Here is a 15285-nt window from a genome sequence, read left to right on the forward strand (position 1 = left end):
GGATTAAGGTCCGGTTACATCGGTAAGCCGACCTTCACGGACTTAACCGCAGATCATCGACCATTAACGGCCGCTTTACGTCAGCAGCGGACGTTCGTCAAAATTCGGCGGAGGTCCGCAACGCGCAGGAAGCGGACTTTGCAAATTCTGGCGCGCAGCCTGTATCAAACTTGAAGAAGCCGTTTTTTATGCAGTGTCATTCAGGCAGCCCGGCCGCGCGTAATCCTTCTTGAAAGCGGCTTTGTCCGATTGGATCGGTAATCTGAATAAAGCTGGTGGAAATGCTCGCATCTGGCATCCGTTCCAAAATGGCTTCAATTGCTAAGTTCGCATTTTCGGCATCTCCGAGTTGGCCATAGACAGCCGCACGCCACCATAGATTTCCAATAAAGCGTGGATTTTTTGCCCGAGAAATCTCAAGATGTTCCAGCGCTTCTTCGTAGCGACCTTGCAGATATATGGCTTGCCCCAACAGCTGGTCTGCCAGCCAATTGTGATAGGGATTCAAGCGCACTGAAAGACGAAGCAGTTCTTCGGCTTCCCTGCCGCGACCAAGAAAAATCAAAGCCAATGCCGAGCGGGTCAACAGTTGCGGATGTGCGGGTTCAAGCTCCATTGCGAGCGTAAACTGCTCAAGCGCCCCTTCATAGTCACGCAGGTTCAATAGTGATTGCGCAAGGACCTGACGCGAGTACCAGTCACTGGGTTCAAGACGCACGACTTCCTGCGCAATATCAAGACCAGTCTCCAGAGCAGTTGTCGGGTCGTCGGCAACTCGAAAGTACCCAGTTTGCGTCTCAACAAATCCCAACAAAGCTTTGGCTCTCACAAAGTTGGGATCCAGTGCAAGTGCTTCTCGAGCCAAAGCGCGCGCTCTTTGATAGGAAGCTGGGGTATTTACCCAACTTGCCTCGTCCGCGCGCGCCCAGAGTAAAAAGGCTTCGGGGTTCTCAGTGAAGCGATGCTGGCCCGTGACGCGTTCCAAATCTTCAGAAAACTGCTGCGCCAATTGTTCCACGAGTGAGTCCTGAAGCTCGAAAACGTCAGCGGACGCGCGATCAATCCTGTCGCTCCACATTATTCGCCCGGACAAGGTATCGATCAGTTCGACGTCGACGCGCACCTGTTCGCCTGAACGTCTCAATGAGCCGCGCACAACGTGAGCAACGCCCAATTCTTCCGCAACGGAGGCGGGACTGGTGTTTTGGTCGCGATATCGTTCTGTCGAACTGCTAGCAATTACGAAAAGCCCGTCTACCCGTGCAAGAGCACGGGTCAGATCCTCGGTAACTGCATTGGCCAACAGCGTTTCTTCTTCAGAGCTTGATAGTGTCTTGAAGGGAATAATTGCAACCGATGGCTTATCGGGCAGTGCTAGCTGCATTCTTTCTAGCGACGCCGCTTCCATCTCGCTGTGACGCAATTGCTCCCAGGCTGAGGGGCCAAAAATGAGTAATGCCAACAAAATAATGCCCGCCGCAATCGGTTTCCAGAAACGCCTTTGCCGCTTGAACAGAGCCTGAGTTTCTGAGACTGTGTTTGAATCCACCACATTGAAAACTCGAACCGGGCGGGCAATGTTCTTTACCTGAACTTCCCCAAGATCTTGTAGAGTGATGTCCAATTTATCGAGGATCTGGTCCCGCGCCGAGCGTGAGATTGCGATACCACCGGGCTCTGCCAAAGCCTCGATCCGCGCCGCTACATTGATCCCATCTCCGTGAAGATCATCTCCCTCGACGATGACATCACCCAAGTTAATCCCGATCCTTAACGTAAGGTCGTTGTGATCGGAAAAGCTCCTTTGAATTGACGCCGCGCATTCGACAGCTTCGACAACAGAGGCGAATTCAGCCAGATATCCGTCCCCCATTGTTTTGAACAAACGTCCGCGATGACGTTCGAAAGCCGGAGCAATGATTTTGTCAAATGCTGCGTTCAAAAGCGCTCTAGTGCCAGTTTCATCACGCTCGATCAGCGAGGAGTAACCGACCACGTCGGCGGCGAGTATCGCGGCAAGCCGGCGCTCGACCCTGACCTCAGTCATAATTGTTGTCCAATGCGGCCATACTCAACAATTGCTTAAGTTCGATGAGATTGCACGTCTCACCTTAAGTATACACGTACAAAATCACAGCCCAACAAGGAGTTCCGAAACCGCCATAGATTATTTTTGAGCTTTCTTTTTAGGGATGTTCTCAAACAAAAAAGATGCCGGAACCAGTGCCGCAGCGCTAAAGTCGTCAAAAAACTTGGTCAAACTTCGTAGGCTGACGCCTTACAAAACAATATTCTTGCTCTGGCTCAATTTGGCGTCAGGAGCTTCGTTCGGCTAGGCGCTAATCTGTTGATGGAACTTGCTATCACGCCGCTCCGCCAGAGCTTGGCGCACAATTTGCACAGATGACGACAAAAACAAACCTGCCATGATCGTCGCGACGATGAGGTCGGGCCATCTTGTGGCTGTGCCCCAAACGCCGAGAGCGGCAAACATCACTGCCACGTTCCCGATGGCGTCATTGCGGGAACAAAGCCAGACGGAGCGGACATTCGCGTCTCCATCTTTGTACCTGACGAGCAGAAGAACACTGGCAAGGTTAGTAAGCAGAGCAAGGAACCCCACCACCCCCATGATTTCAGCCTCAGGAACTCCGACGTAGAACACGCGATAAACTGTCGATCCGAGCACCCATGAACCCATCAGAAAAAGGCTGAGACCTTTGGCTAAAGCAGCATTTGTGCGTGCACGGATCGACGCACCAATTACAGCCAGAGAAATGCCATAGGTCAGGGCATCTCCCAAAAAGTCGAGTGCATCGGCCTGTAGTGCCTGAGATTTCGCATAGTGCCCTGCGGTCATCTCGACCACGAACATTGTGGCATTGAGTGCAATGACGATCCACAATCGCCTTTTGTAATCATCTGAAACGCCGTCAAACTTAGCGCCGTGTCCACAACATCCAGACATAGTTAGGCCTCTTTGAATCTGTCTTTAGCACAGTGTAGTGTCTCTAGTGACTAGAGGTTCAAGGGGTAATTTGATGTTTTCGATTGGTGACTTGTCCAAGCGCACAAAGGTCAAGATTCCGACCATTCGTTACTATGAGGAAATGGGGCTGCTCAGTGCGCCAGAACGCACCGAAGGCAATCAGCGGCGTTACGATGCGGCGGGAATGGAACGCCTTAGTTTCATCAAGCACGCGCGTGACCTTGGGTTCTCGCTGGAGGCGATATCTGAACTGATCGATTTACAAGGCCATCCGGATCGCTCGTGCAAAGCCGCAACCGATATAGCAGCCGCTCAGCTCTCGGAGGTCCGGGCAAAAATCAAAAGGCTCCGCGCACTTGAGAAAGAGCTGAACCGGATTTCAAAAGGCTGTAGTGGAGATGGGGTTTCAGAGCACTGCTACGTGCTTGCTTCACTCGCCGACCATGATCTGTGCCGTCACGAACACTGATCTTTGGAAGCTGATTTTGCCTTTAACCGCAGCACGAACTGCCTACTTGAATTGGCGGGCACGGGACAGTTGCGTAGGAACAAAAAACACAGCAATCGCCTTCTAAAGGCTTCAAGACTGCTTTGCATGATTTGCATTCATAAAACCACTGGCACGAGTCAGTTGGCATTTTCTCGATTTCAACGTGCCCACACCGAGGGCAGGTCAAAGTGCTATCCAGCACCACAGTTTGTTTTGTCATTGTCTCACATCTGCATGATTAGATAATCGTTGATTTGAGCCTCATTGAACACGATGACCCATGCCAGCGCGGTGATCGCCGTGCTTCCGACAAGCCACCATTTCAGGTTTGCCAACGTCCCGTTTCGATGCGCTACGAACCACGAAACCGCGATCAGCGCTGTTGAGATGGCGAGAACATAGTAGCTTGCTGCCGCTATTTTTCCGAATATCGCCAACCAACTGCCACCCAAGCCGAGCAACATCATGGCCATTGGAAGAACACAGCATGTCGCAACTCCCAGAGCGGAAACCGATCCCAGGTAGCTGAGGGTCAAATACTTCTTCATCTTTCGCTCCCTGGGTACTCGATTTGAATGTGTTGAGGCACCGGCATTCAGAGCGTATAACTCCTGTAGTAACTACAGGATCAAGCGGAGGCACTTCACATGATTGCGATAGGTGAGGCTTCTCGGCAAAGCGGGGTTGGAATAGAAACCATCCGCTATTACGAGCGCGAAGGTATCGTACCGAGACCCGCGCGAGCTCTGAACAATCGCCGCCTCTATTCAGCAAGCGATGTTGGAAGACTTCGATTTTTGAAGAAATGCCGCGACCTGGGGTTTCCTCTCTCAGACGCAAAAGCGCTTTTGGAGTTGTCAGAAGGAAGTGCCGAAGACTGCCGATCAGTGAAAGAACTGGCCGAGACACACATTGCCAGCGTTAGAAGCAAGATTGATGAGCTCAGACGTCTGGAGCACGCCTTGAGTGAGCTTACGGCCAATTGTGATAGCGGAAACGTTCAATGCCCGATGCTGCAAAGACTGAGAACGATGGATGATATCTGACTCTGGCCACTGGGTGGAATCAAAGTATCTGAGATTTGGTCAGATCGCGTCAGACCAAGGTCTGTGGTGCGGTAACAGATTGTAGTTCATAGTCGATTTCACGATGAGAGTGAAAGTAACTGACCTGACGATTGGCAATTGGTCGTTGTCGCGAGTGTTTCTTGCGGCCAGCATCGTTGTGATGGGCACTGCTACCGCAATTGTCGGGGTCTGGGTGTCAAATCGAATCCAGAACGCAGTCGTGCAAAACTCCGCCAACTCTGCGGCTCTATATATGGAAAGCGTAGTATCCCCGCTCAGCCAGGAATTGGCTCATGGCGACCGCATTTCTGAGCAGGCGAGCCTGGCGCTGGACGAGATTTTTATGACCCAGCCAATGCGTGACCGCATCGTCTCCTACAAATTCTGGAAGCAAGGCGGTGTGATTGCGCATGCCTCGGATACAGACATCATTGGAAACCGTTTCAATCCAACGGATGACTTAAGGCGGGCGTGGAGCGGTGATATCTCCGGCTCTTTCGAAGAGCTTGATCATGCCGAGAGCGCCGCCGAGGCGGCATTGGGGATACCATTACTTGAAGTTTACAGCCCCATCCGCGAACTCTGGTCCGGCGAAATCATCGCAGTTGCGGAGTTCTACGAAAGAGCCGATCAGCTGGAGATAGATTTGGCCAAGGCCAGGCGAACAAGTTGGTTGGTCGTCGGTTCCGCATTTCTGGCAAGTACTATTGTTCTGTATTCCATCGTCGCAATTGGTGACAAAACAATTCGACGACAGGGGGCTCTTCTTAAACAGCGCCTGACAGAAAGTGAGAGGATGGCCGAGCAGAATGCCCGGCTGCGGTCGCGTGTAGTCGAGGCGTCAGAAAGATATGCTACGCAAACAGATCGGTTCCTCAAGAAACTCGGTGCCGAGCTACATGATGGTCCTGCGCAGTACCTGTCGCTCGCCGCTCTTAGACTGGAGGCGGCGTTTTCCGAAGAGTCCGAAAGGCCTATGGAGGCAGAAGAAATTCAGCAGTCTTTGCAAAAATCTCTTGCTGAGATTCGTGCAATATCGCGAGGGCTGTCCGCGCCAGATATCGACAGCCTGTCATTCGTCGATGTTGTAAAGAGAGCCGTAGAGGATCATGCCGAACACAGCCCGTTGCGACCAGATATTTCATTCCAAGGTAGCCAGGCCCCAGAGTTGTCATTGTCGGACAAGCTGTGCGTTTTTCGGTTCCTTCAGGAAACGCTTTCCAATGCCGCAAGATATGCTCCAGCTTCCAAGTGCACGGTTATCTCTGAGGCGCAGAACGACCGCATAGTTGTAAAGGTCAAAGACGACGGACCTGGATTTGACAGGTCAGAAGAAACCGCGTTGCGAGACGATGGTGGCCAGGGGCTTATGGGCTTGCGAGATCGGGTCGAGAGTATTGGTGGCAAGTTCGAAGTCGTATCGAGACCGGGCGAAGGCACCACCATTGCTATGACACTCTTTCCCAGAAAGTTAGGCACATCATGACTACATCCGTCGTAATAGCTGATGATCACCCGATATTTAGGGATGGTTTGCAACGCACGTTAGATGAAGCTGATGGTTTCGAAGTTTTGGCCGCTGGGTCCAACGCTGAAGAGGCAGTATCGCTGGTCGGCACGCATCAGCCGGACATAGCTATTCTTGACCTTTCTATGCCCGGCGGTGGAATAAATGCGACACGTAAAATTGCGGCAATGGCAAATCCACCCGTCATTGCAATCTTGACGGTCTCAGAGAACAGCAGCGATGTCGCGGACGCCTTAGAGGCGGGCGCGATTGGGTACATTGTGAAGGGAGTAACCGCGAGCGAATTGACCGCTTCCCTACGCAGCATCGCCGCAGGTGAAGGGTTCGTTTCTCCGGGCTTGGCCTCGCGAGTATTGCTGCAAATCAATGCTGACAGCGGCATGTCTATAAACAGCAGCATTCTCGATGACCTTACGCATCGTGAGGAAGAAATACTGAGACGTGTAGCCAAAGGACTGAGTAATCGTGAAATCGCTGACGAGTTAGACCTTCAGGAAAAGACCGTGAAGCACTACATGACGGCAATCCTGTCCAAGCTTCATGCGCGAAATCGGGTAGAGGCCGCGCTCATTGCCCATGATGTTTGGAACAAGGGAGATTAACAGCGGTCTCTTTATCGACGATGGCGGCCCCTCTCTATGAGAAGCCGCCAACAGATTATCGACTGGTGTTGCTGTTCAATTGGCAACCGATTGTAACCTCTGGCGATCAGAGGCCGTTGCATTTCTCTCAACAACAGTCCGGTTGTACGGGTCTTTCAACTCGTAGCGCCCAAACTCGATCTCCTCTTTCCACCCATTGGCATAGTTTACTTCGATATTGTTGCCCTGGCGTTCGATTTTCGTGGGCCGACTTCCAGTAGTGCCGCCTTGCCCAGAAGAACGCACGCTGTCGATTGAGATACCATTCGCCAAAGACCGAAGCCTTGAGACGTCAGCACCGGTCGCAGGGCGCTCCTCAACAGTTCGGTTCTGCGCATTCTTTCTCTCATACCGCCCGTTTTCGATCTCCTCCTTGGTTCCGTCGGCGTAACGTACTTCAATGCCATTAGCGTTTGTTTCGACCTTTGTTACCCCAGCCGAACGCGACGGTTTGCCCCCTGCTTGAGACCGGTCCTTCTTTCCGCTGCCTCTATTGGAGCGTTTCGAGTCGTCATCGTCATCGTCATCGTCGTCATCATCGTCGCGACCACTTTTGCCTGACCCTGAATTGTCGTCACGATCATCATCTCGGTCGTCGTCGCGATCATCGTCTCTATCGTCATCACGATCATCGTCCCGGTCACCACCACGGCCGCTACTACCCGACCCCGAGTTGTCGTCCCGATCATCATCTCTGTCGTCGTCACGATCATCATCCCGATCATCGTCGCGACCATCCCCGTCTTTCCCCTTGCCGCTCTTGGCAAAGGCATATGACGGTTCAAAATGTAAGCGACCATCGGCATCGAACGCTGGCACATAAGGCGTCGCCGCAATCAACGAAGCCAACGCCGCTGTACTAAGAAGTTGACCCAGCTTTCTTTGAATTTTCATTTTCGCCTCCAATTTTGATCATCACGCGTCGTGACATTGAAGACAGGTTACTTCTGGTTCGGCTTTCCCACATCGGGCTTAGGTCTGACGAATTTCAAGCCGAACGTCTTAGTCAGATCAGTCATACTAATAGAGTTTTGCTGACCCATTTGACCAGTTTAGTGGGAATTAACCCCGTCACCCTTCAACTCGTCATCAGGTTCGAGGTGAATGACAAAGACGGAACCCGGATACAAACGATCCAATTCTTCCTCGATGTCATTGCAAATATCATGCGCCGCGCTGACTGGCATTGTGCCGTCCACAACAAGATGAAACTCCACGAAGATGACATTCGCGGATCTGCGCCCTTTGAGGTCGTGATACTCTAAGGCTGTGCCGAGGTTTGCTTCGATTGCATTAGAAACAGTCTGCAAGTCATGTTCCGACAGGCTCACATCCATCAGGCCATCGACGGACGACCGAATAACTTTCCAACCCTCCCACAAGATGTTCAGTGCAACGAGAATTGCCAGAATCGGATCGAGGATCAGCCAGCCGGTGACAAGCGCCAGTATCAGACCTGCAATGACACCAACTGAAGTCATGACATCTGTAAAAATGTGCCGGGAGCTTGCCTCCAATGCAGGCGAACCCTCGCGCCTGCCGATTTTGAGCAATAGGTAAGCCCATGCGCCATTCACACCCGTTGCAATAACATTGACGACGATTCCAAGCAGCGGTGCATCCTCAAGATGCGGGTTTGGGAGCGCCAGCACAGCTTCTCTGATGATCAAGAACGCCGCCAGCACAATCAGTACGCCCTCGACGACGGCAGAAAGATACTCGGCTTTTTTGTGACCAAAGGGGTGGTTTTCATCAGGGGGTTTATTGGCAACCCGAACTGCGAAGTATGCCAGCAACGCCGCAACGACATTCACGGTAGATTCCATTGCGTCCGACAGCAATGCCACCGAGCCTGTCAGCCACCAAGCCAACAGTTTTAGAGCCAGTACCGCAATGGATATCGGAATGGACCAAAGAGCGATTTTTTGTGTCATTCCGTCACGACCCTTAGTCAATCGTTACAAATGATCCTGGGAACAGGTGAGCGCCCGTACTTAACACGTAAGACAGGAGTTGGGTAATAATGAATAGGGCCACAGGGTCGGTCATGCACGACCGGCTGTAGTGAATGGCTCCAGCACCATAGTGTCATACATCCGTTGCTTGGATGGACCTGATGGTTACATAGAGCTAGCATCTGTGATCAAACAGTACGAAGGGAGACACACATGTCGAAGTTCACCAACAGAAAAACTGCTCATGGGGTTGTTGCACTCGTAATCTGCTGTATCGCTGCGACTGCACACGCGCAATCGGCAGGCGAGGAGATGTCGTTTTTCATCACTAGTGTGGGCAAGGGGGACGGTGCAAATCTAGGCGGCCTCGAAGGCGCCGATGCTCATTGCAATGCGCTTGCTTCCGCGACCGGTTCTACCAAGACTTTTGCGGCCTATCTGAGCACCTCAATGTCCATTGATCGCAGCACCGACCCAATGACAATCACCAATGGCGTTTCTGCTCGCGACCGGATCGGATCGGGTCCGTGGTACAATGCCAACGGAGAGCTCATCGCCAACAACGTTGAGGACCTGCACAGCAACAGCGTGAACATTAATCTACAGACCGCGCTCGACGAAAATGGTAACCCTGTCAATGGGCGTGGCAGTCAGCCAAACAAACACGACATTCTGACCGGCTCCGATTCCGCGGGATACTTCTCGACGGCAGGAGGCGACACAACATGCAGTAACTGGACTTCGAATAGTGAAGATGGATCTGCGATTGTCGGGCACCATGATCGTGTAGGTCTCAACGATGCTCGAAACATGATATCCTGGAACTCATCGCACGGCTCGCGCGGTTGCGGAGAGGAACATCTGCCACGTTCAGGCGGGGCAGGTCTGTTTTATTGCTTTGCAACGGACTAATCGGGCAGCATTGGTACGCGTGACGCCCGCATTGAACCTGACATTACCAAGTCAGTTTGGGGGATAGCGTTTTGGAAGCGGTTTTTGGGCGGAAATAGTCTAGATGCCGCTTCGTTGCGAGTTTACTAAATTGCAATGCTTGGGTGAGAAGGTTCAGTTTGGGCTGCTTCAAGTCACTTATTTGCAAGTCAGCGAAAGGCGCATCCGAGGAGGATACTGGACATTGCAATGTTTGGCCGGTTCCCGAAAGTCGACATTGCCGTGGGCGACACTGAACTCAAAGGTGTTCATGTTGCATTGTGAATTAGCGGCAGCGACAAATCAGGGTGCAGTCGTCAACGTTGTGGGGAACGCTTCGAATTGACCCTGCGACGTGCTGATGTCAAGCGGCAAACGTAGTCATACTGCGATCTTGGAAACTGTTATGTTTATTGGCCGCTTCGTTTGCAATTTCAGGCGATTCTCACCGTCCAGGATTGGATTTCGCGATACTGCAAAGCAGATCAACATGTCGATCCAACCAATCCTCGTCCAGTGCCTCGTAACGAATGAGCTTGCGGAAATAAGGTGCCGCGATTGCCAGTTCTATGAGCTGGTCAACCGGAACGTCGGCGGTGATCTCACCACGATCTATTGCTGCTGCAAATACTGCTTCAACACTTGCGAACCTGTCTTTCATGAATTCAGTGATCACCAACCGCGCTTCTTCGTCGGTGGACGCAGCAGCGACCACCTGAGGCGCGATTTGGCCCCACGGTGTGTCATTCAAGGCTCCCATCAGTACACCGAGTAACCAGCGCAAGTCAGATCGTAGCGGGCCATCGGTTTTGGGCGGTATGTTTGGCGGTGTTGCGATGCGCCGGAATGCTGCATCACGCAGACTGCGCGCATCTGGCCAGTGCCTGTAAAGTGTACTGCGCGAAATGCGCGTTGCCTTTGATACTGCGCCATGAGTTACGTGCAGCACGCCTTCATCCATCAGTATCTTTTGCGCAGCATCAAGCGCAGTCTGTCGTGTGGCGATCAGCCTGGGATCTTCTTTCAATCACTCCTCCTATAGAACAATTTGTTGCATAGTAGAACATTTTGTCCTAAAAGTATGGTCGGCCAAAACCTAAATCCCAAAACTCAATTCCACAAACACGTCTTGTCAAAATGGGAGCGTATCAATGTTCAAAGTGGCAGCAACCCCGCTGGCGGTACTCTTATCGATGGGCGCGACAACAGCATTGTCCGAGAGCGGCACTTACGAGCTGGATCCTGGACATAGTCAGGTATTGTTCAGCTACAACCACATAGGGTTCTCAGAAACATTTGGAATGTTCTCAGGTTTTAGCGGCGAGATAGAGTTCAATGAAGATGATCCGTCTGCGTCATCTGTCACAGTGTCTATGCCTGTAAAATCCATGATCACGGGCTGGGACGCTCGTCTGCAACACTTCATGTCCGATGACTTTTTTAGCGCGAGTGACGGTGACGTTGTCACTTTCGCCTCAACCAGCATTGAAGTGACCGGTGACAATACCGCGAATATTTCTGGCGACCTGACCATGAATGGCGTCACCAAACCTGTTGTTCTGGAAACAACGCTTAACAAGTCAGCGCCATACCCGTTTGGCGAAAAGGAGGGCACGCCGACCTTGGGGCTGGAAGCCACGGCGACTATCGTGCGGTCTGAATTCGGACTTGGGGCGTTTGCACCAGCGGTGAGCGACGAGATAGAGCTCTTAATCAATATCGAAGCGTTAAAGGCTGAGTGAAGTGTGCAAGGGCACCGATACGGTGCTCAGCACTCAATCTTTTTGATTGGCGGATGGTCAACACGATGAATGTACACATGAGAACATTGACGGTTGCCGTGACGGTAGTGGCATTGATGTGCTCGATGGCGTCCGCGCAAGAGCGCTCCTTGCCGGAGCGCTCCTCGCCCCGTCCCGAAACAACAAGCGGCGTACCGCATACTCAAATTGGTGTCGAAATTAATGCCGATTTGGCCCAGCTATTGCTGGAGCGAGTTGCGCAATTCCCAGGGGTCACACTTGGCCCAACACGCATATCATTACCTGGCGCGACTGGTTTTCAGCTTGATCCTGACATGTTGTTGTCTCAACCGAACTCTATCGTCGGTGGGTTTGAGTTTGCGCATATGCATCCTGATGGCAGCTTGCACGCCTCGCTCGACCCGGCAATGGCGCGGCGGGCAATTGAGGCCGGCTGGGCCGTAGCGCACCCTTGGGCCGATCAACGCCCCGGATGGAGCGGCTTTGTCATGATCTATACTCCGACCACACCAGAAGAGCTGGATGTCGTCATCGATCTGGTGGAAAGTTCGTACACCTTCATCACCGGCAACACCTTGGGCTAAACGCCTACCTGCTGATCTTACCGTTGCTGACTAACACGCAGGTCAGCCAGTATGCAGCCGCACGCGGATATACAGATGATCCATGTTCCACTGTTCCAGCCGGGCATGATCCAGAGATGTGGCGCACCCACAACGGGTGCAACTAGGATCGTTTGCGTCGACCCATCCTCGTAACTTGTCAAAACCACATACCCACAGTAGGTATTTGGTATGTTTCGCCTGGTCCTGACGATACTTCTTGTTGTTGCATTCTCTGGCGCATCCGCAGCGTCCGTGAAGCATGGCTTGACCCATGGATCGGATCATTCTGGTCATCATGCTCAAATGGCGGACGACGATCCGTTGGCTAATGCCAAGAAAGCTGTTGCGGATTGTTGTGACACCACTAGCGGCATGGGTTCAGCATCCTGTTTTGGTGATCTTGTCGCCACGGTGGGGATTTCGCCGATTGCTCCAATGGTGATCTCAGTGGGTGGTGTGATGTACGCTGGAGCCGATTTTTCGGGCCTCGCAATGGGCGTCCCCACCGGTCCTCCGAAAGCCTGAACGGCAACGGGCGCCCGCCCGCAATCCGTTCAATTTTCACATCAAAGGACCGACAGACATGATCACACGTCGTCACTTCACCACACTGTCTGCAACTGCTCTCATCGCGACCGCTCTCCCCGTCCGTGCAGGCACCCCAATGCACGTGCTCAGCTCACCAGGTTGCGGATGTTGTCACGCCTGGGCCGACTTGGCTCGCGCACGTGGCTACGCCGTAACCGTTGAGGATCTGACCGACCCTGAGGCACAGAAGTCAGCGCGGGGTATCCCGCTGAACCTCGCATCCTGTCACACCATTGAAGCCGATGGTTATGTCTTCGAAGGCCATGTGCCGTTCGAAGCACTGGAAGCCGTGTTGAGGGATCGGCCTGGCATCACAGGGCTAGCTGTTCCTGGCATGCCAATGGGCTCTCCAGGTATGGGCGACGATGCGTCCGCCCGCTACGACGTCGTTGCATTTGGGGGAGAGGCTGGGACCGGAACGGTGTACTACCGCGCGGGCACAGCTCAGCCGTTCGACACCTGATGGTAGTGCGCACAACACTCTTGGTTACCGGTGGGCTTGCGCTCGCCGGTTTCACAGTAGCGTTCGTTCTGGCCCAAGCCTCGGAAGCGGTCGGTCTTTTGACACCTGATGACGCGGAAGTTGTCGCCACTGGCCAAGATATTTACGCGGCACAATGTGCTGCCTGCCACGGTGAGAACCTTGAAGGACAGCCAAACTGGCGGATACGCGGCGAGGACAGTTTGCTACCAGCACCGCCGCATGATGCCAAAGGGCATACGTGGCACCACGATGATGAAACGCTCTTCACCTTGACCAAATTTGGCCTGGCCGGACTGATGGAAAATGCGCCCCCAACCAGTATGCCGGTCTATGAAGGTGTGCTCAGCGATGACGAAATCATAGCGGTCCTTTCTTTTATCAAGTCAACCTGGCCCAATGATCTTCGTGAGTACCACGACGAGCTGAATGCCCAGTCCGAATAGGGGATAACTCAGATGATCAAACAAACTCTTATCGGCTTGGTCGTAGTAATGGCTCCAATACTTGCGGCCGCGCATTCCAAGTCCGAAGAAACGACACCAGCTGACGGCGCAACTGTCACGGACGTGCCGGAGCTTTCCATGCGGTTCGATGATCCGATGCGCATCATCTCAGTCACGCTGACCTCACCCGATGGCGATGTCGAAATTGACCGCGAAACGGGTATGGATCCCGCCACAGAATTCCGGGCTATGCCTTTGGAGGAGCTTGCACCCGGGAGCTACCGCTTCGACTGGCGAGGTATGGCTTCAGACGGCCACCCGATGCAGGGCAGCTTTTCTTTCACAGTCGCTAAGTGACCGGACTGGCCCCCATTGACGGTGTTGTCGTCTTGGCCATTTTGGCGAAAGCACTTGGCTACGGTGCGGCGCTGCTGGCGATGGGCAGCGTCCTGTTCACCGTTCTCTTTGCCACGCGCGCCGAGGCGACCATTTTGCGCCTCGCACGTCACCTCGCGGTCGGTGCGGCGCTTCTCGGTCTCGCCGTTCTGGCTTTGCGTTTCGGCATCAGAGCGGCGCGGATATCCGGAATGGGCTTTGAGGGCGCGACGGACCCAATGATGCTTGGCTTTGTCTGGGACAGTCCACTTGGCACCGCCGCGATTTGGCAAGGAATGGGTGAACTTGCGATACTGGCAATTCTGCTCCCGCGCGTCGGGCGGTGGATCGCTTTGGCGGGCAGCCTTGCCATAGCGATTTCCTTTGTTCAGGTGGGACACTCGCTCGGACAGCCCAGGGCGGCTCTCGCAATCTTGCTGGTTCTGCATTTACTGGCTGCCGCGTTTTGGGTCGGTGCTCTCCTGCCTTTGCGCAAAGCGGCGCTCACTCCAACTGGGGCCGATCTACTGCACCACTTTGGCAATGTCGCTGCTTACGGAGTTGCCGTCCTGATTGTAGTAGGCGCGGCACTCGCATGGCTGCTTTCGGGCTCACTGGCCGCCTTGTTCGGAACGGCCTATGGATTGGTGCTTTTGGTCAAGGTCGTGATCGTTTCCGCCCTTCTTGGCATCGCGGCGCTGAACAAGTTGAAACTCGTTCCGGCTCTCAGGGCTGAGCAGCATGATGCGACTATCGCGCTCCGTCGGTCGATTTCGATGGAGATGATGGCTGTTGTCCTGATCCTGCTTGCAACGGCGACGCTAACCAGTGTGACGACACCTCCCATCAATCTCTGACGCCTTTTGGTCCAAATCCGGAAACGCAAAGCCTTGTTGCGAGTGTCCGTTAAGGGCTGCGAACTGACGCTGATGCCAAGGGCGGAGAGCGCCAGAAAGAGCCCTGAGCGAACCTCGTATTCAGGCAGTTGGAGTAGAGGGCCGCATCATCTATCGTCGAACGCATGTCGGACAAGGGACAACAGTTGCAACGAAAATTGGCGGCGATACTAGCTGCGGATGTCGTTGGGTATTCGGCGCTTATGCACCAAGATGAGCAAGCCACAATTCTCATGCTTGATCACCTGGAAAGCGACATCGTCACCCCAACGATAGCAGGCCAGTCAGGTCGTGTTGTGAAGAGCATGGGCGATGGTTGGTTGGTGCAATTTGACAGCGCGGCGCAAGCTGTAACCGCAGCAATGCAGCTACAAGAGCAGTTGGCTGAACACTCGTTAATGAACATGCGGATCGGTGTTCATGTGGGTGACATCACAGAAAAAGGTGATGACATCCTAGGCTCTAGACTCATTGATTTACAGCCAGAACAGCACGGTGGCTGCTAGAGCGATGGCCGACAGGAAGACTTTT

The 15285-nt window shown here is 53.3% G+C and carries 20 protein-coding genes; 13 read left to right on the top strand and 7 right to left on the bottom strand.

Translation table 11 applies throughout. The annotated features are described in order from the left end of the window. Positions 1 to 196: 196 nt before the first annotated feature. Positions 197 to 2047 (bottom strand): adenylate/guanylate cyclase domain-containing protein, encoded by a 1851-nt coding sequence (locus tag AC2FLP_RS21550; protein ID WP_170492523.1) that lies wholly within the window; start codon positions 2045 to 2047, stop codon positions 197 to 199. 285 nt (positions 2048 to 2332) lie between these two features. Beyond that, positions 2333 to 2968, bottom strand: coding sequence for a cation efflux transmembrane domain-containing protein (locus AC2FLP_RS21555; RefSeq protein WP_496686400.1), 636 nt, complete (start codon positions 2966 to 2968; stop codon positions 2333 to 2335). A 73-nt stretch (positions 2969 to 3041) separates the two neighbouring features. Between AC2FLP_RS21555 and AC2FLP_RS21560 the strand changes: the two genes are divergently transcribed. Beyond that, a complete protein-coding gene (locus tag AC2FLP_RS21560) occupies positions 3042 to 3458 on the top strand; it encodes a MerR family transcriptional regulator (RefSeq protein ID WP_170492529.1) in 417 nt (138 codons plus the stop codon). A gap of 22 nt (positions 3459 to 3480) precedes the next feature. On the opposite strand, the gene AC2FLP_RS21565 is transcribed toward AC2FLP_RS21560, so the two are convergent. Next, complete coding sequence (locus tag AC2FLP_RS21565) at positions 3481 to 3699, bottom strand: GDCCVxC domain-containing (seleno)protein (RefSeq protein ID WP_254429233.1); 219 nt, start codon at positions 3697 to 3699, stop codon at positions 3481 to 3483. Between the two features lie 4 nt (positions 3700 to 3703). After that, the gene (locus tag AC2FLP_RS21570; RefSeq protein WP_170724270.1) at positions 3704 to 4027 is read right to left on the bottom strand and encodes a hypothetical protein; all 324 of its coding nucleotides are present in this window, start codon (positions 4025 to 4027) and stop codon (positions 3704 to 3706) included. A gap of 99 nt (positions 4028 to 4126) precedes the next feature. Between AC2FLP_RS21570 and AC2FLP_RS21575 the strand changes: the two genes are divergently transcribed. The 3 genes from AC2FLP_RS21575 (at position 4127) to AC2FLP_RS21585 (ending at position 6676) form a co-directional block, all read left to right on the top strand. Beyond that, on the top strand, positions 4127 to 4525 hold the full coding sequence (locus tag AC2FLP_RS21575; protein ID WP_170724271.1) for a MerR family transcriptional regulator: 399 nt from the start codon (positions 4127 to 4129) through the stop codon (positions 4523 to 4525). Positions 4526 to 4628: 103 nt separating this feature from the next. Further along, on the top strand, positions 4629 to 6032 hold the full coding sequence (locus AC2FLP_RS21580; protein ID WP_170676366.1) for a sensor histidine kinase: 1404 nt from the start codon (positions 4629 to 4631) through the stop codon (positions 6030 to 6032). After that, the gene (locus AC2FLP_RS21585) at positions 6029 to 6676 is read left to right on the top strand and encodes a response regulator (protein ID WP_170762969.1); all 648 of its coding nucleotides are present in this window, start codon (positions 6029 to 6031) and stop codon (positions 6674 to 6676) included. The genes AC2FLP_RS21580 and AC2FLP_RS21585 overlap by 4 nt, the downstream gene beginning before the upstream one ends. Positions 6677 to 6751: 75 nt before the next feature. On the opposite strand, the gene AC2FLP_RS21590 is transcribed toward AC2FLP_RS21585, so the two are convergent. Both AC2FLP_RS21590 and AC2FLP_RS21595 read right to left on the bottom strand, forming a co-directional pair. Further along, the gene (locus tag AC2FLP_RS21590; protein ID WP_496686407.1) at positions 6752 to 7609 is read right to left on the bottom strand and encodes a hypothetical protein; all 858 of its coding nucleotides are present in this window, start codon (positions 7607 to 7609) and stop codon (positions 6752 to 6754) included. A gap of 158 nt (positions 7610 to 7767) precedes the next feature. Next, on the bottom strand, positions 7768 to 8649 hold the full coding sequence (locus AC2FLP_RS21595; protein WP_353390934.1) for a cation diffusion facilitator family transporter: 882 nt from the start codon (positions 8647 to 8649) through the stop codon (positions 7768 to 7770). A gap of 234 nt (positions 8650 to 8883) precedes the next feature. Here AC2FLP_RS21595 and AC2FLP_RS21600 point away from each other — a divergent pair, with 234 nt between their 5' ends. Continuing rightward, positions 8884 to 9582, top strand: a complete 699-nt coding sequence (locus AC2FLP_RS21600; protein WP_170494982.1) for a hypothetical protein — start codon at positions 8884 to 8886, stop codon at positions 9580 to 9582. 463 nt (positions 9583 to 10045) lie between these two features. Here the strand turns inward: AC2FLP_RS21600 and AC2FLP_RS21605 are convergent, their stop codons facing one another. Further along, entirely contained in the window at positions 10046 to 10627 is a 582-nt protein-coding gene (locus AC2FLP_RS21605) for a TetR-like C-terminal domain-containing protein (protein ID WP_170494985.1), read from the bottom strand. A 124-nt stretch (positions 10628 to 10751) separates the two neighbouring features. Between AC2FLP_RS21605 and AC2FLP_RS21610 the strand changes: the two genes are divergently transcribed. From AC2FLP_RS21610 to AC2FLP_RS21645, 8 genes are all read left to right on the top strand, one after another. Beyond that, positions 10752 to 11342 (top strand): YceI family protein, encoded by a 591-nt coding sequence (locus AC2FLP_RS21610; RefSeq protein WP_170494988.1) that lies wholly within the window; start codon positions 10752 to 10754, stop codon positions 11340 to 11342. Between the two features lie 53 nt (positions 11343 to 11395). Next, positions 11396 to 11947, top strand: a complete 552-nt coding sequence (locus AC2FLP_RS21615; RefSeq protein ID WP_170494991.1) for a luciferase domain-containing protein — start codon at positions 11396 to 11398, stop codon at positions 11945 to 11947. 210 nt (positions 11948 to 12157) lie between these two features. Beyond that, on the top strand, positions 12158 to 12493 hold the full coding sequence (locus AC2FLP_RS21620) for a hypothetical protein (RefSeq protein ID WP_170494994.1): 336 nt from the start codon (positions 12158 to 12160) through the stop codon (positions 12491 to 12493). 58 nt (positions 12494 to 12551) lie between these two features. Further along, complete coding sequence (locus AC2FLP_RS21625; RefSeq protein WP_170641748.1) at positions 12552 to 13019, top strand: DUF411 domain-containing protein; 468 nt, start codon at positions 12552 to 12554, stop codon at positions 13017 to 13019. Then, positions 13019 to 13483 (top strand): c-type cytochrome, encoded by a 465-nt coding sequence (locus AC2FLP_RS21630; protein WP_496686415.1) that lies wholly within the window; start codon positions 13019 to 13021, stop codon positions 13481 to 13483. Before AC2FLP_RS21625 ends, AC2FLP_RS21630 begins: the two co-directional genes overlap by 1 nt. A gap of 12 nt (positions 13484 to 13495) precedes the next feature. Further along, the gene (locus AC2FLP_RS21635) at positions 13496 to 13840 is read left to right on the top strand and encodes a copper resistance CopC family protein (protein WP_480432627.1); all 345 of its coding nucleotides are present in this window, start codon (positions 13496 to 13498) and stop codon (positions 13838 to 13840) included. Then, complete coding sequence (locus AC2FLP_RS21640) at positions 13837 to 14715, top strand: CopD family protein (protein WP_496686419.1); 879 nt, start codon at positions 13837 to 13839, stop codon at positions 14713 to 14715. The genes AC2FLP_RS21635 and AC2FLP_RS21640 overlap by 4 nt, the downstream gene beginning before the upstream one ends. A 164-nt stretch (positions 14716 to 14879) precedes the next feature. After that, complete coding sequence (locus tag AC2FLP_RS21645; RefSeq protein WP_496686422.1) at positions 14880 to 15260, top strand: adenylate/guanylate cyclase domain-containing protein; 381 nt, start codon at positions 14880 to 14882, stop codon at positions 15258 to 15260. Positions 15261 to 15285: the final 25 nt, after the last annotated feature.

This window comes from Ruegeria sp. CDSA141 (assembly GCF_059612005.1).